This is a genomic window from Agrobacterium sp. SORGH_AS 787, from assembly GCF_030819035.1.
In the GTDB taxonomy this organism is placed as follows: domain Bacteria; phylum Pseudomonadota; class Alphaproteobacteria; order Rhizobiales; family Rhizobiaceae; genus Agrobacterium; species Agrobacterium larrymoorei_B.
This window is the reverse complement of record NZ_JAUTBG010000002.1, coordinates 983,724-1,000,000: the sequence shown is the minus strand read 5'-3', so window position 1 is coordinate 1,000,000 and position 16,277 is coordinate 983,724. Positions and strand designations below refer to the sequence as shown.

Here is a 16,277-nt window from a genome sequence, read left to right as displayed (position 1 = left end):
CTTCGCATGATAAGCTTCGCGCATATGAGGAAAAGGGAAAGCCTATGCTGGTTCTGAACGAAGACGAAACGCGCAGCGCTCTGGCCTGGCCGCAGCTGATCGAGGCGATCGAAACCATGTTTCGCATCGGTTGCGAGATGCCCGTTCGGCATCATCATGATGTCGCCGTGCCGGGTGAGAGAGATGCCACGCTGCTGATGATGCCCGCCTGGGTGCCCGGCTCTTATATAGGCGTGAAGATTCTCTCGGTCTTTCCAGACAACAGCACGCGTGCCCTTCCCGCGATTTTTGGCACCTATCTACTGTCATCCGGCAAGACAGGGGGAATGCTGGCGGCGGTGGAAGGTGGCGAGCTTACCGCGCGGCGTACAGCAGCGACGTCGGCTCTTGCAGCCAAATACCTTGCGAGAGACGACGCATCATCCATGCTGATGGTTGGCACCGGGCGCCTCTCGATCAACCTGATGCAGGCCCATGCGACGGTGCGAAACATTTCCACCTTCCATATATGGGGACGAAACACCGCTTCTGCGGAGAAGACCGCGGCTGAGGCCCGGGCGATGGGGCTCAATGCTTTTGCCTGCGCCGATCTGGAAGTCGGGGTACGGGACGCGGATATCATTTCCTGCGCTACTCTCTCCAACGAGCCTTTGATCAGAGGTGAGTGGCTGAAGCCCGGCGCGCATCTCGATCTCGTCGGCGCCTTCAAGCCGTCCATGCGCGAAAGCGACGATGCTGCCGTTCAGCGCGCAAGCGTCTATGTGGACACATTCGATGGCGCTCTGAAAGAAGGCGGCGATATCGTGCAGCCGCTCGAAGCGGGCGTACTTCAGCGACAGGATATCAGGGCAGAGCTTGCCGATCTCGTTTCCGGGCGTCAAAAGGGCCGCAACAACAACAACGAGATCACGCTTTTCAAATCGGTCGGGGCGGCGCTGGAGGATCTGGCTGGCGCTATCCTCGCTTATGAAAGCGTGACGCGACGGACCAACTGATTTTATGACGAGCACGATCAAAGCGGCACTCCATGGTTCAAGCAACCTCCCCGTCACGGATGTGCTGGATGAGTTAGGACAAGAACTCGGCCGTGCAAAACGCGCTGTTCTCTGCGCCCCGCCGGGCGCCGGTAAGACAACTCTGGTGCCGCTTTATCTCCTCGATCAGGACTGGCTTGGTGACGGCAAGATCATTTTGCTGGAACCTCGACGGCTGGCGGCGCGCGCAGCGGCGAGCCGCATGGCGACCCTCCTGAATGAAGACGTCGGCGGCACCGTGGGTTATCGCATGAGGCTCGACAATCGCGTTTCCGCCAAGACGCGGATCGAAGTGGTGACCGAAGGCGTCTTTGCGCGGATGGTTCTGGATGATCCAGAACTGAGCGGTGTTTCGGTCGTCATCTTCGACGAGTTTCATGAGCGCTCGCTCGATGGCGATTTCGGTCTTGCGCTGGCCCTGGATGTGCAGGCAGGCCTGCGCGACGACCTGCATATCCTGGTGATGTCTGCCACGCTGGATTCGGAACGGATCAGTGCGCTGCTGGATCGGGCTCCGGTCGTCACCAGTCTTGGCCGCAGCTTTCCGGTCGATATCCGTTATGAAGAACGGTCAGGGCAAGAGCGGATCGAAGACAAGGTTTCGCGTGCCATCATCGAGGCGCATGCAGCAGAGGCCGGCTCGATCCTCGCCTTTCTTCCGGGACAAGCGGAGATCAAGCGCACCGCGGAGAGACTGGAGGGTCGCTTCGACCCGGGCACGCAGGTGATCCCACTTTACGGAAATCTCTCGCAAAAGGAACAGGACGCGGCGATCAAGCCCACTGAGAAGGGTCGACGCAAAATCGTATTGGCGACATCGATTGCCGAGACGTCGATCACCATCGATGGGGTGCGGATCGTTATCGATAGCGGGCTGCAACGTTTGCCCGTCTTCGAGCCATCGACCGGCATCAGCCGGCTTGAGACGGTGAAAGTCTCTCGTGCCTCTGCAGACCAGCGGGCTGGTCGTGCGGGGCGCACGGAGCCCGGTATCGGCATCCGTCTCTGGCATGCGGGACAGACAGCGGCGCTGCCAGCCTTTACGCCGCCGCAGATTCTGGCCAGCGATCTTTCCGGTTTCGCGCTGGATCTTGCCCATTGGGGTGTCAGCGATCCGGCGTCCCTCAAATTTCTCGATCAGCCACCGGCGTCTACGTTGAAGGAGGCGAATGCGCTGCTGCAAGGGCTTGGTGCTCTTGATGGGTCGGGGGCGATTACGGCACGCGGAAAGCTGATGCGGGAGATGGCTCTACCCCCTCGCCTCGCGGCCATGGTGCTCGCGGCTGACGCGCTTGGATGCGGGGGTGAGGCGTCCCTGCTTGCCGTGCTGCTAACCGAGCAGGGTCTCGGCGGCAACGATATTGATCTTGAAGAGCGGCTTCGTCGGTTCAAAGGCGAAAAGTCGGAGCGCGCGACCGCCGCCAGGGGACTGGCAAAACGGCTCGTTTCCTCTATCCCAGGTAAAAACAATGGATCGGAAGCGCCTCTGACGGCCGGGCAGCTTCTGTTGCATGCCTTTCCGGATCGCATCGCATTCCAGCGCGGGGCGCGCGGCCGCTATGTCATGGCGAATGGCCGTGGCGGCGAGGTGGAAGAGACGGAGCGGTTGACAACCCAAAAGATGCTGGTGGTGGCCGACATTGTCGGCCGCGCCGCAAGGCCGCGCATTCTCGCCGCCGCCTCGATCAGCCTGCGCGATGTGGAAGCATTCCTGCCGGAGGCGATCGTCAAGGAAGACCAGCTTTTCTTCGACAAGCCAAGCGGGCAGGTTCGCGCCAGACGCGTCTCGCGCATCGGCGCCATTATTCTCGATGAAACACCACTGGCACGCCCCTCTGGTGAGAAGGCTGCACAAGCGCTCGCAAACGGCATTCGCGAGCATGGCCTTGGCATCCTGCCCTTTTCGAAAGACGCGCAGCAATTGCGCCATCGCCTCGGCTTTCTTCACCGCAGCATCGGCGCGCCTTGGCCGGATATGAGCGACGCGGCGCTGATCGACCGGCTGGATGAGTGGTTCGTACCCTTTCAGCACGACGCCAAGACGATCCATGAGATCAGTAGCGGCAACATCATCGAAGGGCTGCGCTCGCTGGTTCCGCATGAAGAGTTACGCCAACTGGGCAAACTGCTTCCCACCCATTTCGAAGCGCCGACCGGACAAAAGCACGCAATCCACTATGAAGGTGAGGAACCGACACTGACCATCCGCGTGCAGGAGCTCTTCGGATTGAAGGATCACCCGAGTGTTGCGGGTGGCAAATTGCCACTGTTGCTGGAATTGACCTCGCCTGCCCACAGGCCGATACAGACCACTAGGGATTTGCCAGGCTTCTGGGCCGGCTCCTGGAAGGATGTGCGGGCGGATATGAGGGGGCGTTATCCGCGCCACCCCTGGCCGGAAGATCCGGCATCCGCGCAACCGACGCACCGCGCCAAGCCGCGCGGTACCTGAGATGATAAAGAGGGACCAATGGCGAAGCAGCCCGTAGAAACAACGCGGTTTGGCCGCGCCAGCCGCCAAATCAGGTTGCAGACCATTGTCTGGCTGCGCTGGCTTGCCGTGGCCGGGCAGAGCGCCACGCTTCTGATCGTTGCATTCGGTCTTGGCTTTCCCCTGCCGCTACTGACCTGCGCGCTGCTCATTGCGGCGCTGGCGACAGCCAATCTCTTCTTGTCGGCACGCTTTCCGCCGACCTATCGCCTGGAGCCCTGGGAAGCGACGCTGCTGCTTGCCTTCGACCTGCTGCAATTGACGGCGCTGATCTATATTACCGGTGGCCTATCCAACCCGTTTGCGCCACTGATCTGCGTTCAGGTCATTATTGCCTTTGCCTCGCAACCGCTGAAGCATTCTCTCGTTTTGCTGTTCTTCGCGCTAACCTGCGTGACCGCGATTGCCTTTTCACCCTTTCCGGTCCCGTGGTATCCGGGCGAAGAACTGCCGATCCAGCTCATCATCCATATCGGCATCTGGTGCTCGATCGTGGCGATGATGCTGTTTGCCGCCTTTTATGCATACCGCGTGTCGCATGAGGCCAATCAGCTGGCCGATGCGCTTGCAGCAACCGAGCTGGTGCTGGAGCGGGAAAAACACCTTTCGCAACTGGATGGTCTAGCCGCAGCCGCCGCTCACGAGTTGGGAACGCCGCTGGCGACAATCAGCGTCGTTGCCAAGGAAATGCAACGCGAGCTTGGAAAAGACGAGCGCTTTAGCGAGGATGTCGCGCTGCTGCGCAGCCAGAGCGAGCGATGCCGGGACATCCTGCGCCGGCTGACATCTCTGTCTGCCGAAGGCGAGGAACATATTCGCAGGCTTCCGCTCTCCTCGTTGATCGAGGAGGTGATGGCACCGCACCGGGAATTTGGCGTGAAACTCAAGCTGGTCGAGAAGTCCGGAAGGGCGGATGAGCCGGTTGGCGCACGCAATGCCGGCATTCTCTACGGGCTAGGTAACCTGCTGGAAAACGCCGTCGATTATGCCAAGGAGATGGTGACTGTCACCGTGGCACATGACCAGCAGCAGGTGACGGTGACGATCGAGGATGATGGCGATGGATATTCGCCGGATATCCTGGCGCGAATCGGCGATCCTTACGTGACCGAGCGGCACAATGATTCGACGGCTGGCGGTCTGGGACTCGGGCTCTTCATCGCCAAGACGTTACTGGAACGATCCGGCGCTTCGCTCACATTCGAAAATCGTGGACCAAATGCCGCAGGTGCGAAGGTCACCGTTATCTGGCCGCGATCCGTCATGGAGGATAATAAGAGCCGGTGATATAAAGCGTATCGCGATCTTTCAGTTTCGCTCCTTACGCTGTCGCTCTTTAATTCCCTGCGCATTGTCATCGCAAAATTGCTGCACAGTTTGGCGCTGACCATGCTCTGGCGGTCTGTTAGGAAACCCTTACGCTCGTGGCGCATGAGGGATATGATCGCCGAAACATACAAATGACCGAAGGAAACGACCATGGCAGATGACGGACAAAAGCGAGAAGAAGAGGCGATGACAGCTTCGGATGCGATCGGTCCGGACAAGTCACTCCTGATCGTTGATGATGATGGTCCGTTTCTGCGCCGTCTAGCACGCGCCATGGAAGCTCGCGGCTTTGTCGTCGACACCGCCGAGTCCGTCAGCGAAGGCATCGAGAAATCGAAAAGCGCGCCGCCGAAATATGCGGTGGTGGATCTGAGGCTGGGTGACGGCAACGGGTTGGAAGTCATCGAGGCTATCCGACAGCATCGCGATGACACGCAAATCGTCGTGCTGACCGGCTATGGAAATATTGCGACCGCGGTCACAGCCGTGAAGCTCGGCGCGTTGGACTATCTGGCAAAGCCTGCAGATGCCGATGACGTGTTCAACGCGCTGACACAGCGCGAAGGCGACCGGATGGAAGTGCCGGAAAACCCGATGTCTGCGGATCGGGTGCGGTGGGAACATATTCAGCGCGTCTATGAAATGTGCGAACGGAACGTCTCGGAGACGGCACGGCGGCTCAACATGCATCGCCGCACGTTGCAGCGTATTCTTGCCAAGCGCGCGCCCAAGTGAGCCAAAGATAGCGTATCAGTCCGAGTAGCTGGTGCCGGTCGACCATTCGGCCATCATCAGGCGGCGGGCGGCGGTTCGGGAAAAGTCCAACATCACGGATTTGCGTGTGGCAGGCGCCAGCTTATGTTCCGGTGCCTCCCGCACCATATGGGCTCCATATCCGTCCGAGAGAAAAAGCCCGCACTCTTCCGGAAAGATATCGAGCGGAACGGCCGCGTGGGTGGCGAAGAACAGCCGGTCGCAATGCAGCCGATAATCCGGCCACTTGCGATCCACCCTGAAATCCTCGATCGAGGATTTGATCTCGATGATCCAGATTTCCCCTTTGACCGACAGGCTGATCAGATCCGCGCGCCTGCCACTGGACAAAGCCAGTTCCGGCAGGACGGAGTGTCGCATCTCGTGCAGCAGTATTTGTACGCCCCGACGCACAAGCATGGCTTTCTCAGATTGGCGACCGTCGATTAACGGGTTGTTATTGGTAAAGGAAAGAATAGTCATGGATCGATTCTGGAAAAGGGCCCCGAAATTGTTGCAAAAAGACCATGAAGCGGCATTTTCGCACAAGCGGTAATCTTGCTGCGGTGCGATGGCTTGCCAAGCAAGGATTAATCGAAAATAACCCGATGATCCAATATCGCTTCATGCACCGCTTATATAAGCGAATTTTCCGCGAGAACACCATGCGCATTCGCACTTCTTTGACTGCCCTCGGCCTGTCGTCCATCCTTGCGCTGACCGGCTGCGCGTCTACGACAACTGAAACCTCTTCCGCCCGCCCGCTGACGACCCCGGTTGTGGTCGAGACCGCCCAGATTTTTGGCGATGAGGTTTACGGCGCGACCACGGACGCTGGCTACGCCCTTCCGGCCATTCCGATCAACCGCGTTGACAAGAAGTTTCATCGCCAGATCGTGAACTACGAGACAGCGGAAAAGCCAGGCACGGTGATCGTCAACACCCGTGAGCGCTTCCTCTATTACATCCTGCCCGGCGGCAAGGCCGTGCGTTACGGCATCGGCGTTGGCAAGCAGGGTTTTGCCTGGGCTGGTGAAGCCTATGTGGCCTGGAAGCAGGAGTGGCCGACCTGGCATCCGCCGAAGGAAATGGCCGCCCGCAAGCCGGACGTGGCCAAGTATGTCGAAAACGGCATGGGTCCTGGAATCAGCAATCCACTCGGTGCGCGCGCCATGTATCTCTTCAACGAACAGGGCCAGGACACGCTGTTCCGTATCCACGGTTCGCCTGAATGGGCTTCGATCGGCACCGCCGCCTCTTCCGGCTGCATTCGCATGATCAACCAGGACGTCATCGATCTCTACAGCCGCATCCGTCCAGGCCGCAGCTCCAAGGTTATCGTGATCCAGTAATTCTGGACACAGAGCATGAAAAAGCCGCCGAGGAATGTCCCGGCGGCTTTCTTGTTTCCGGTTATGAACGCTTCCGGTGCAAGGGAAGCGTTCATAACCGATAGATGATACAATCAGGCGGTTTGCTTGGCTTTCAGCTCAAGACGGCGACGGTGCAGGACCGGCTCGGTGTAGCCGTTCGGCTGCTCCCTCCCCTTTAGCACCAGTTCGACTGCAGCCTGGAACGCCACCGAACCATCGAAGTTGCCGGCCATGGGCGTATAGGCCGCGTCGCCGGCATTCTGCTGATCGACCACGGCTGCCATGCGCTTCATGGTCTCTACGATCTGATCCTCTGAGACGACGCCGTGGCGCAGCCAGTTTGCCATATGCTGGGCAGAGATGCGCAGCGTGGCACGGTCTTCCATCAGGCCGATATTGTTGATGTCGGGTACCTTGGAGCAGCCGACGCCCTGATCGACCCAGCGCACGACATAGCCCAGAATTCCCTGGGCGTTGTTGTCCAGTTCCCGCTGGATTTCTTCTGGCGTCCAGTTGGGGCGAACGGCGACTGGAACGGAGAGAATATCGGCAAGCTTAGCACGACCGCGGCTCTTCAACCCTTCCTGAACGTGGGCGACATCCACCTTGTGGTAGTGAGTCGCGTGCAGCGTTGCCGCGGTCGGCGACGGGACCCAGGCGGTGTTGGCGCCAGCCTTGGGGTGAGCGATCTTCTGCTCCAGCATGGCAGCCATCAGGTCGGGCATGGCCCACATGCCCTTACCGATCTGCGCGTGGCCGGAGAGGCCGCATTCGAGACCGATATCGACATTCCAGTTTTCGTAAGCCGCAATCCAGGCCGCCTGCTTCATGTCGCCCTTGCGGATCATCGGGCCTGCTTCCATCGAGGTGTGGATTTCATCGCCGGTGCGATCGAGGAAGCCGGTATTGATGAAGACGACGCGATCCTTGGCGGCACGAATGCATTCCTTGAGGTTGACCGTCGTGCGGCGCTCCTCGTCCATGATCCCCATCTTCATGGTGTTTGGTCGCATGCCGACAAGCTGCTCCACACGGCTGAAGATTTCAGCTGCGAAAGCAACCTCTTCCGGCCCGTGCATTTTGGGCTTCACCACATACATGGAGCCGGCGCGCGAGTTCTGGTGGCGACCGTTCGGGCCGACATCGTAAAGCGCAATCAGACCGGTGATGACGGCATCCATGATGCCTTCCGGAACCTCCTGACCATCACGGTCGAGGATGGCCGGGTTGGTCATCAGGTGACCGACATTGCGCACCAGCATCAACGAGCGACCGGGAAGCGCCAGAGCCACACCGCTAGGTGCTGTGTAGTTGCGGTCCGGATTGAGGCGGCGGGTGAAGGTCTCACCGCCCTTGGAAACCTCTTCCGTCAGATCGCCGCGCATCAGGCCGAGCCAGTTGCGATAGACAACCAGCTTATCTTCGGCATCAACGGCTGCAACCGAGTCTTCGCAATCCATGATGGTGGTGAGCGCCGACTCAAGGACGACATCGGAGATACCGGCGCGATCACCCTTGCCGATGTTGGTGGTAGGATCGATGACGATTTCGATATGGATGCCGTTGGTTTTCAGCAGAACGGTGGATGGCTTGGACGCATCGCCATCGAAGCCGGCAAATTGTAACTGATCGGCAAGTGTTGTCGAACTGCCGTCCAGATCGATGCTCAAAGCACCGTCAACGACTCGCAAGCCGCTGACATCTGCCCATTTGCCGCTGGCAAGCGGCACCGAGCCGTCGAGGAAAGATCTTGCCCAGGCAATGACCTTTTCGCCGCGACGAGGATTGTAGCCTCTGCCCTTTTCGGCACCGTCGTCTTCAGCAATCGCGTCCGTGCCATACAGCGCGTCGTAAAGCGAACCCCAGCGGGCATTGGCCGCGTTCAGCGCATAGCGGGCATTCATCACCGGCACGACGAGCTGCGGCCCAGCGAGTTCGGCGATTTCAGGATCGACGTTCTGGGTGTTGACCTTGAAGGCCTCACCTTCCGGCACGATGTAGCCGATCTCGCGGAGATAGGCTTCATAGGCAGCGAGATCGGAGGGCGCGCCGTTCTGGCGATACCAACCATCGAGCTTTTCCTGGAAGGCGTCACGTTTGGCAAGAAGCTCTTTGTTCTTCGGCGCCAGATCGTGGACGATGGCAGAGAACCCGTCAAAGAAGGTGTCCGCGTTCACCCCGGTCTCAGGTAGAACCTCATCCTTCAAGAACTGGTAAAGCGTTGCGTCGAATGACAGCCCGTTATGCTCGATGCGGCTCACAACATATCTCCCTATGGTCATTTGCCATAGAGTGGAGGGTGAACCCCGCGTCCGTCAACTGTCGCGAAGCATCAAAGATTTTTTCCTTTCCGGAAATAATCCGGACCACCTGTTCCAGTTAGAGCAGTTTTTCGAGTTCCGGAAGCTTTTCGTTGATGAGCCAGCCGTAATAATTTTCTTCCGGCCAGACGGTCGCGCCGCTTTGGCGGTTCTTCTGGGCGAGCACTGCTGCGCGCTGCTGCGAGCCACCGAGATTATAAAGAGTCGATGTCAGGCCTGGGTTCTTGGAAATATCCATGTCGGCGATGGACTTATAATCATCAATGGATTTGCGGATGGCGGCCGCCATGTAGGCAAGCGAATGATCGGGATCCATGATGGCCGTGTAGACGGCAGCGGCGTCATTCTCGTCCAGCTTTTCGTAGCCAGACGTGCGCGCGACCGTATCCGAAAGCATGAGCGCCGTCAGCGGATTGATCTGGCCGAGACCGAATGTCTGTCCGGCATAGAAGGGCTGAAAGAAGACGGCGCTGAAGCGGTTGTCAGGATAGCTCACGCCATCCACCTTCTTGCCGCGGAAGCTTGCTTCCCAGACGTCTTCACGGCAATTCCACAGGCTGTAGGAATCGCTTTTCGACTGACATTTGGTGAATTGCGAATGCGTCAGAAACTGCGCGATCGTTTCATCCTGATAGCCGAAGCGAAAGCTGTTTCCAGCATAAGATGCTGCCTTCACATAATAGGACTGGAGGCGATCATAGGCATCGACATTGTAAGTGTGTTCGCCAACGATCGCGCCGATCATATGGATCGGATCGATACCATAGCGGCTGGCCGTCGACTTGATCTTGGAGATTAGCTGCTTGTCGCTGGACAGAAGCTCGTAGACCTTCTGATACTTCCGCTCATAGGTGGAGTTAGACCCCTTGGTGCGGCGTGCGGAGGCACCCGGAACATTCGGCTGTTCCGCATTGCGGTTTCCAGGCGGCACAAGTGTCGCGGCCTCAGCATAGGACGGAAGAACGGTGCCAATGGCCAGAAGTGCTGCCAATGCCAGAAGAGTTTTGCGCACGAGCGGATGCCTTTTCTCTTGTCGGCTCTGATGCCGGAGTAATCCAGAGGATCGACTTTCGACATTCATTAACGAAAAGCGATGCCTTATGTCGAGAGAAGGCCGATAAAATAAGAGTGCGGCAAGATTTGCCGCACTCTTCATTATTTTAATACCTAGGCTGACTGCAAAGCCATGGGTGCGCTTTAGAGGATATACCGCGACAGATCCGTGTCGGCGGCGATATCGCCCACATGTTCCTTGACATAGGCGTCATCGATCTTGACCGACGAGCCACCGCGATCGGGCGCGTTGAAGGAGATTTCGTCCAGAACACGCTCCATGACCGTTTGCAGACGGCGCGCACCGATATTCTCGACCGACGAATTGAGATGGACCGCCACGTCGGCCAGTGCATCGATGGCGTCGTCGGTAAAATCCAGGTCTAGTTCTTCGGTCGCCATCAGCGCCTTGTACTGGCGGATCAGGCTCGCCTCAGTCTCGGTCAGGATGCGACGGAAATCTTCCTTCGTGAGCGGCTTCAGCTCCACGCGGATCGGCAGGCGGCCCTGAAGTTCCGGCAGCAGATCCGAAGGCTTTGCGACGTGGAAAGCGCCCGACGCGATGAAGAGAATGTGATCCGTCTTCACCGGTCCATACTTGGTGGAGACCGTTGTGCCCTCGACCAGCGGCAGCAGATCGCGCTGGACGCCCTCGCGAGAAACACCGGCACCCATTCCGCCATCGCGGGCTGCGATCTTGTCGATTTCGTCAAGGAAGACGATGCCGTCGTTTTCGACGGATTTGACCGCTTCGCGTTGAATCTGCTCGTTGTCCAGAAGCTTGTCCGACTCATCGCGGATCAGTTCGGCGTAGGATTTCTCCACCGTGGTGCGGACCTTCTTGGTACGACCGCCCATGGCCTTGCCGAACATTTCAGACAGATTGAGCACACCGATATTGGCGCCAGGCATGCCGGGGATCTCGAAGCCGGGCATGCCGGAACCGGTGTCGGCGACTTCGATATCGATCTCCTTCTTGTCGAGTTCGCCGTCACGCAGCTTCTTGCGGAAGCTGTCCCGGGTGGCGGGCGACGCGGTCTGCCCGACGAGAGCGTCAAGAACACGCTCTTCGGCGCTGGCATGAGCCTTGGCCTGCACCTCGGCGCGCATCTTTTCGCGCACAAGCCCGATACCGATCTCGACCAGATCGCGGATGATCTGTTCGACATCACGGCCGACATAGCCGACTTCGGTGAATTTCGTTGCCTCCACCTTGATGAAGGGCGCACCGGCAAGCTTTGCAAGGCGTCTTGAGATTTCGGTCTTGCCGACACCGGTCGGGCCGATCATCAGAATATTCTTCGGCATCACCTCGTCGCGCAGGCTCTCATCGAGCTGCTGGCGGCGCCAGCGGTTGCGAAGTGCGATTGCGACCGCACGTTTGGCATCGTGCTGACCGATGATGTAGCGGTCGAGTTCCGAGACGATCTCCCGGGGAGAAAAAGTGGTCATTTCGATCCTTTCGGCTTCCTGTTGCGGCCAGCTATGGCAGCCCGGCCCGCAGGAACCACGGGTTGGTGGTCTGTCCGCTTATTCAGCGTCCAGCGTTTCGACGACGAGATTGTGGTTGGTGTAGACGCAGATGTCTGCGGCGATATCGAGCGCCTGACGCGCAATGTCCTCGGCGGATTTCTCGGAATCCATCAAGGCACGTGCCGCAGCAAAGGCGTAGTTGCCGCCGGAACCGATGGCGATGGCACCATGCTCCGGTTCCAGAACATCGCCATTGCCGGTGATGGCAAGGGTGATCGACTTGTCGGCGACGAGCATCATGGCTTCGAGATTGCGCAGATACTTATCCGTGCGCCAATCCTTGGCGAGTTCGACCGCAGCGCGCATCAACTGGCCAGGATATTGCTCCAGCTTCTTTTCCAGCCGGTCGAGAAGGGTGAAGGCATCCGCTGTGGCACCGGCGAAACCGGCGATCACCTCGCCCTTGCCGATGCGACGCACCTTGCGGGCATTGCCCTTCATCACCGTCTGGCCGAGGCTGACCTGTCCGTCGCCGGCCATGACGACCTTGCCGCCCTTTCTCACTGTAATGATTGTGGTCATAAAGCACCTGTCTGCCCATCTGGGCCTTGTATCTACTCTATCGGACCGCTCATGAGCTGCCGTCCTTTTCGCAAATTATGTAAGTCCCGTTTTGCCGATTGCAATCTTGCTTAACCGTAGCAACCGGGTGGCACTTACAAGACGATGGAATGACTGGATATTTGAGGTGCGGGCTGGTAAGGAACGGCCAGATTGTCCAAGGAGCAGCCGCAATGGCAGAGCGCACAGCCGAGATTTCCCGCAAGACCAACGAGACCTCCGTCTCGGTCCGCGTGAATATCGATGGAACCGGTACGGCAAAAATCTCGACAGGCGTCGGATTTTTCGACCATATGCTGGACCAGCTGAGCCGCCATTCCCTGATCGACATGGAGATCGACGTGAAGGGCGACCTTCACATCGACGATCATCATACGGTGGAAGATACAGGGATTGCCATCGGCCAGGCCATTGCCAAGGCCTTGGGCGACCGCAAGGGCATCACGCGCTATGCCTCGCTCGATCTTGCCATGGACGAGACGATGACGAAGGCCGCCGTCGATATTTCCGGCCGCCCTTTCCTGGTCTGGAACGTTCAATTCTCCGCACCGAAGATCGGTACATTCGATACCGAGCTGGTGCGCGAATTCTTCCAGGCGCTGGCGCAGAATGCCGGGATCACGCTGCATATTCTCAACCACTACGGCGCCAACAACCATCATATCGCCGAGACGTGCTTCAAGGCGGTTGCGCGTGTCTTGCGCAGCGCCACTGAAATCGATCCCAGGCAGGCAGGTCGCATTCCTTCAACGAAGGGTATGCTGGCCTGATCCGGTGAAACATGAAGAGCACCCGACAGCGGTACTGCTCTGAACGTCGTCAGGAACGCCAATGACATCTTATCTTGTTCTGGAAGCACCGGGCGGGCCCGACAGGGATCATCGCACCACACGCTTCATCGCGGACAGATTTTCTTGGCTTGCTCTGTTTTTTCCATGGCTCTGGTTTGCCATTCACCGCATGTGGTGGATGGCCGCATCGATCGTTATCTTGCAGGTTGCAGCCGGTCAGGTCTCGCGCCTTGACGGTTTCGGCATCACCGGGCTTCTTTTTGCCGCGGCTGTCGGACTGATAGCCGGATTCGAAGGTCGCAACCTGCTTCAGCGTCATTTGATTGCCAAGGGCTGGACGCTGAAGGACGTGATCGTCTCACATGATCGTTCGACAGCGGAAGAGATCTATTTTTCGAACCTCCCCGAAGACGAGCATCCGTTACAGGGTTCGGTCTCCAAACCTGAATGGAAAGTGCGCGAAGCGGCGGGTGGCTTCATGACGAACGATCCGGCTGGTTCGTTCCAATTCGATTTGAATGGAAGGCGCTGACATGCGTGTGGCAATTATCGACTACGGCTCCGGCAACCTTCGGTCCGCGACCAAGGCGTTCGAGCGTGCGGCAAGGGAAGCCGGCATCGACGCGACGATCGATCTGACCGACCGGCCTGAAAGCGTCGCATCGGCAGACCGCATCGTGCTGCCGGGCGTCGGTGCCTATGCCGATTGCCGTGCCGGATTAGGTGCGGTGACGGGCATGCATGAGGCGCTGATCGACGTGGTGGAGAAGAAGGGTCATCCCTTCCTCGGCGTCTGTGTGGGCATGCAGCTCATGTCCTCGCGTGGCCTTGAAAAGACCGTGACCGAGGGGCTCGGCTGGATCGAAGGCGATGTGGTGGAGATGACCCCATCGGACCCGGCTCTCAAAATTCCGCAGATCGGCTGGAATACGCTGGAACTGCACCGCCCTCACCCGCTCTTCGATGGCATCAAGACCGGGCCCGATGGCTTGCACGCCTATTTCGTCCACTCCTACCATCTGGCGGCGAAGCATCGCGACGAAGTCATCGCCACCACCAATTACGGTGGAGCGATGACGGCCTTCGTTGGGCGCGACAATATGGCCGGGGCTCAGTTCCATCCGGAAAAGAGCCAGACGCTCGGCCTTGCCCTCATTTCGAATTTTCTGCGCTGGAAGCCCTGACATGATCCTTTTTCCCGCAATCGACCTCAAAGACGGCCAGTGCGTTCGCCTGAAGCTTGGCGATATGGACCAGGCCACCGTCTACAACACCGATCCCGGTGCGCAAGCCAAAGCCTTTGAAGACCAGGGCTTCGAATGGCTGCATGTGGTGGATCTGAACGGCGCTTTCGCCGGACAGACCGTCAATGGCGAAGCTGTCGATGCCATTTTGAAATCCACCAAGAACCCGGTGCAGCTCGGCGGCGGTATTCGCACGCTGGAGCATATCGAAGCATGGCTGAGCCGCGGTCTCGCTCGCGTCATTCTCGGTACCGTTGCGGTGCGCGATCCGGTTCTGGTTCTGGAAGCCTGCAAGCGCTTCCCCGGCCAGGTTGCCGTGGGCATCGACGCCAAGGGTGGCAAGGTCGCGGTGGAAGGCTGGGCGGAGGCTTCCGAGCTTGGTGTGATCGAGCTTGCCAAGCGCTTCGAAGGCGCAGGCGTGGCGGCGATCATCTACACCGATATCGACCGTGACGGCATTCTGGCCGGGATCAACTGGGCCTCGACGCTTGAGCTTGCCAATGCGGTTTCCATTCTCGGTGATTGCATCCGGCGGGCTTGCTTCGATGGACGATATCAAGCGCATGCTCGAGCCGGATGCCGCGAAGCTGGAAGGTGCAATTTCAGGGCGCGCGCTGTATGACGGGCGTATCGATCCGGCGGAAGCACTGGCGCTGATCAAGGGGGCGAAGGCATGACACTCAAAGCACGCATTATCCCCTGCCTTGATGTAAAGGACGGTCGCGTCGTCAAGGGCGTGAACTTCGTCGATCTGATCGATGCGGGCGATCCTGTCGAGGCGGCGAAGGCCTATGATGCGGCCGGTGCCGATGAGCTTTGCTTTCTCGACATCACTGCGTCTTCCGACAATCGCGAAACCATCTTCGATGTGGTCTCGCGCACAGCCGATCATTGCTTCATGCCGGTGACGGTGGGTGGCGGCGTTCGTGCCGTGTCCGATATTCGCAAGCTTCTGCTTTGCGGTGCCGACAAGGTGTCGATCAACTCGGCTGCGGTCAAAGACCCGGATTTCGTCGCGCAGGCGGCGGATAAGTTCGGCAATCAGTGCATCGTCGTCTCCATCGACGCCAAGAAGGTGTCGAGCAACGGCGAGGCCGATCGCTGGGAAATCTTTACCCATGGCGGACGCCAGCCCACGGGAATCGATGCGGTGGAATTTGCCGTGAAGATGGTGGAGCGCGGCGCCGGCGAGTTGCTGATCACCTCCATGGACCGCGACGGCACGAAGAGCGGCTACGACATCGCGCTGACCCGCACGATTGCCGATCAGGTTCGTGTTCCGGTTATCGCTTCCGGCGGTGTCGGTAATCTGGATGATCTGGTGGCGGGCGTGAAGGAAGGCCATGCGACGGCGGTTCTGGCGGCGTCGATCTTCCACTTTGGCACCTATACGATCGGGCAAGCCAAGGCCTATATGGCCGATCATGGCATTGCCATGCGTCTCGACTGATCTTTCAAAGGACAAGCAGCATGAGCGGGTTTTCCCTTTCCGATCTCGAGCGCATCGTTGCCGAACGCGCCAGCGCATCGCCTGATCAATCCTGGACGGCCAAGCTTTTTGCCGCCGGTCAGAACAAGGCCGCCAAGAAGCTCGGCGAAGAAGCGGTCGAAACGGTCATCGCGGCCATCTCACAGGATCGCAAAAACCTGACGGATGAGGCAGCCGATCTGCTTTACCATCTTCTCGTGGTCCTCAAGATCGCCGATATCCCTCTCTCCGATGTGTTTGCGGAGTTGGAGAGACGGACAGGTCAGTCCGGATTGCAGGAAAAGGCATCAAGGCCTCAATCATGA

The 16,277-nt window shown here is 58.9% G+C and carries 15 protein-coding genes and 1 pseudogene; 11 read left to right on the top strand and 5 right to left on the bottom strand.

The features are described from left to right. Nucleotides 1–44 precede the first annotated feature (44 nt). The 4 genes from QE435_RS14095 to QE435_RS14080 all read left to right on the top strand — a co-directional run bounded on the left by QE435_RS14095 (nucleotide 45) and on the right by QE435_RS14080 (nucleotide 5,589). The gene (locus tag QE435_RS14095) at nucleotides 45–995 is read left to right on the top strand and encodes an ornithine cyclodeaminase family protein (protein ID WP_349041754.1); all 951 of its coding nucleotides are present in this window, start codon (nucleotides 45–47) and stop codon (nucleotides 993–995) included. Nucleotides 996–999: 4 nt separating this feature from the next. Beyond that, nucleotides 1,000–3,486 carry an ATP-dependent helicase HrpB gene (gene hrpB, locus QE435_RS14090; protein ID WP_349041753.1) on the top strand — a complete coding sequence of 829 codons (2,487 nt, stop codon included), beginning with the start codon at nucleotides 1,000–1,002 and terminating at the stop codon, nucleotides 3,484–3,486. A gap of 18 nt (nucleotides 3,487–3,504) precedes the next feature. Continuing rightward, on the top strand, nucleotides 3,505–4,812 hold the full coding sequence (locus QE435_RS14085) for an ActS/PrrB/RegB family redox-sensitive histidine kinase (protein ID WP_349041752.1): 1,308 nt from the start codon (nucleotides 3,505–3,507) through the stop codon (nucleotides 4,810–4,812). A gap of 192 nt (nucleotides 4,813–5,004) precedes the next feature. Then, nucleotides 5,005–5,589 (top strand): ActR/PrrA/RegA family redox response regulator transcription factor, encoded by a 585-nt coding sequence (locus tag QE435_RS14080; protein ID WP_309772085.1) that lies wholly within the window; start codon nucleotides 5,005–5,007, stop codon nucleotides 5,587–5,589. Between the two features lie 15 nt (nucleotides 5,590–5,604). Here QE435_RS14080 and QE435_RS14075 read toward each other — a convergent pair whose 3' ends face one another. Further along, nucleotides 5,605–6,090 carry an MmcB family DNA repair protein gene (locus QE435_RS14075; RefSeq protein ID WP_306934730.1) on the bottom strand — a complete coding sequence of 162 codons (486 nt, stop codon included), beginning with the start codon at nucleotides 6,088–6,090 and terminating at the stop codon, nucleotides 5,605–5,607. A gap of 182 nt (nucleotides 6,091–6,272) precedes the next feature. Here QE435_RS14075 and QE435_RS14070 point away from each other — a divergent pair, with 182 nt between their 5' ends. Beyond that, on the top strand, nucleotides 6,273–6,959 hold the full coding sequence (locus tag QE435_RS14070) for a L,D-transpeptidase (RefSeq protein ID WP_306934729.1): 687 nt from the start codon (nucleotides 6,273–6,275) through the stop codon (nucleotides 6,957–6,959). A gap of 113 nt (nucleotides 6,960–7,072) precedes the next feature. On the opposite strand, the gene QE435_RS14065 is transcribed toward QE435_RS14070, so the two are convergent. The 4 genes from QE435_RS14065 to hslV all read right to left on the bottom strand — a co-directional run bounded on the left by QE435_RS14065 (nucleotide 7,073) and on the right by hslV (nucleotide 12,409). Beyond that, nucleotides 7,073–9,241: a malate synthase G gene (locus tag QE435_RS14065; RefSeq protein ID WP_349041751.1), complete on the bottom strand. Its 2,169-nt coding sequence runs from the start codon at nucleotides 9,239–9,241 to the stop codon at nucleotides 7,073–7,075. A 118-nt stretch (nucleotides 9,242–9,359) separates the two neighbouring features. After that, nucleotides 9,360–10,313 (bottom strand): DUF1402 family protein, encoded by a 954-nt coding sequence (locus QE435_RS14060; RefSeq protein ID WP_349041750.1) that lies wholly within the window; start codon nucleotides 10,311–10,313, stop codon nucleotides 9,360–9,362. A 185-nt stretch (nucleotides 10,314–10,498) separates the two neighbouring features. After that, entirely contained in the window at nucleotides 10,499–11,806 is a 1,308-nt protein-coding gene (hslU, locus tag QE435_RS14055; RefSeq protein ID WP_306934726.1) for an ATP-dependent protease ATPase subunit HslU, read from the bottom strand. Between the two features lie 78 nt (nucleotides 11,807–11,884). After that, nucleotides 11,885–12,409, bottom strand: a complete 525-nt coding sequence (hslV, locus tag QE435_RS14050) for an ATP-dependent protease subunit HslV (RefSeq protein ID WP_306934725.1) — start codon at nucleotides 12,407–12,409, stop codon at nucleotides 11,885–11,887. 212 nt (nucleotides 12,410–12,621) lie between these two features. On the opposite strand from hslV, the gene hisB reads away from it, so the two are divergent. The 6 genes and pseudogenes from hisB (at nucleotide 12,622) to QE435_RS14020 (ending at nucleotide 16,277) form a co-directional block, all read left to right on the top strand. Next, complete coding sequence (gene hisB, locus QE435_RS14045) at nucleotides 12,622–13,218, top strand: imidazoleglycerol-phosphate dehydratase HisB (RefSeq protein WP_062424656.1); 597 nt, start codon at nucleotides 12,622–12,624, stop codon at nucleotides 13,216–13,218. A 61-nt stretch (nucleotides 13,219–13,279) separates the two neighbouring features. Next, nucleotides 13,280–13,771 (top strand): DUF2628 domain-containing protein, encoded by a 492-nt coding sequence (locus tag QE435_RS14040; protein ID WP_349041749.1) that lies wholly within the window; start codon nucleotides 13,280–13,282, stop codon nucleotides 13,769–13,771. A gap of 1 nt (nucleotide 13,772) precedes the next feature. After that, entirely contained in the window at nucleotides 13,773–14,423 is a 651-nt protein-coding gene (hisH, locus tag QE435_RS14035; protein WP_306934723.1) for an imidazole glycerol phosphate synthase subunit HisH, read from the top strand. Between the two features lies 1 nt (nucleotide 14,424). Beyond that, nucleotides 14,425–15,160, top strand: a pseudogene (gene hisA / locus QE435_RS14030) (1-(5-phosphoribosyl)-5-[(5-phosphoribosylamino)methylideneamino]imidazole-4-carboxamide isomerase). After that, nucleotides 15,157–15,933 (top strand): imidazole glycerol phosphate synthase subunit HisF, encoded by a 777-nt coding sequence (gene hisF / locus QE435_RS14025; RefSeq protein WP_306934721.1) that lies wholly within the window; start codon nucleotides 15,157–15,159, stop codon nucleotides 15,931–15,933. Before hisA ends, hisF begins: the two are co-directional and overlap by 4 nt. Nucleotides 15,934–15,953: 20 nt before the next feature. After that, the gene (locus tag QE435_RS14020) at nucleotides 15,954–16,277 is read left to right on the top strand and encodes a phosphoribosyl-ATP diphosphatase (RefSeq protein WP_306934720.1); all 324 of its coding nucleotides are present in this window, start codon (nucleotides 15,954–15,956) and stop codon (nucleotides 16,275–16,277) included.

Excerpts from the sequence above, each read along its gene's own strand:
- QE435_RS14095 (WP_349041754.1), top strand. The coding sequence starts at position 45 with ATGCTGGTTCTGAACGAAGACGAAACGCGCAGCGCTCTGGCCTGGCCG.
- hrpB (WP_349041753.1), top strand. The coding sequence starts at position 1,000 with ATGACGAGCACGATCAAAGCGGCACTCCATGGTTCAAGCAACCTCCCC.
- QE435_RS14085 (WP_349041752.1), top strand. The coding sequence starts at position 3,505 with ATGGCGAAGCAGCCCGTAGAAACAACGCGGTTTGGCCGCGCCAGCCGC.
- QE435_RS14080 (WP_309772085.1), top strand. The coding sequence starts at position 5,005 with ATGGCAGATGACGGACAAAAGCGAGAAGAAGAGGCGATGACAGCTTCG.
- QE435_RS14075 (WP_306934730.1), bottom strand. The coding sequence starts at position 6,090 with ATGACTATTCTTTCCTTTACCAATAACAACCCGTTAATCGACGGTCGC.
- QE435_RS14070 (WP_306934729.1), top strand. The coding sequence starts at position 6,273 with ATGCGCATTCGCACTTCTTTGACTGCCCTCGGCCTGTCGTCCATCCTT.
- hslU (WP_306934726.1), bottom strand. The coding sequence starts at position 11,806 with ATGACCACTTTTTCTCCCCGGGAGATCGTCTCGGAACTCGACCGCTAC.
- hslV (WP_306934725.1), bottom strand. The coding sequence starts at position 12,409 with ATGACCACAATCATTACAGTGAGAAAGGGCGGCAAGGTCGTCATGGCC.
- hisB (WP_062424656.1), top strand. The coding sequence starts at position 12,622 with ATGGCAGAGCGCACAGCCGAGATTTCCCGCAAGACCAACGAGACCTCC.
- QE435_RS14040 (WP_349041749.1), top strand. The coding sequence starts at position 13,280 with ATGACATCTTATCTTGTTCTGGAAGCACCGGGCGGGCCCGACAGGGAT.
- hisH (WP_306934723.1), top strand. The coding sequence starts at position 13,773 with ATGCGTGTGGCAATTATCGACTACGGCTCCGGCAACCTTCGGTCCGCG.
- hisF (WP_306934721.1), top strand. The coding sequence starts at position 15,157 with ATGACACTCAAAGCACGCATTATCCCCTGCCTTGATGTAAAGGACGGT.
- QE435_RS14020 (WP_306934720.1), top strand. The coding sequence starts at position 15,954 with ATGAGCGGGTTTTCCCTTTCCGATCTCGAGCGCATCGTTGCCGAACGC.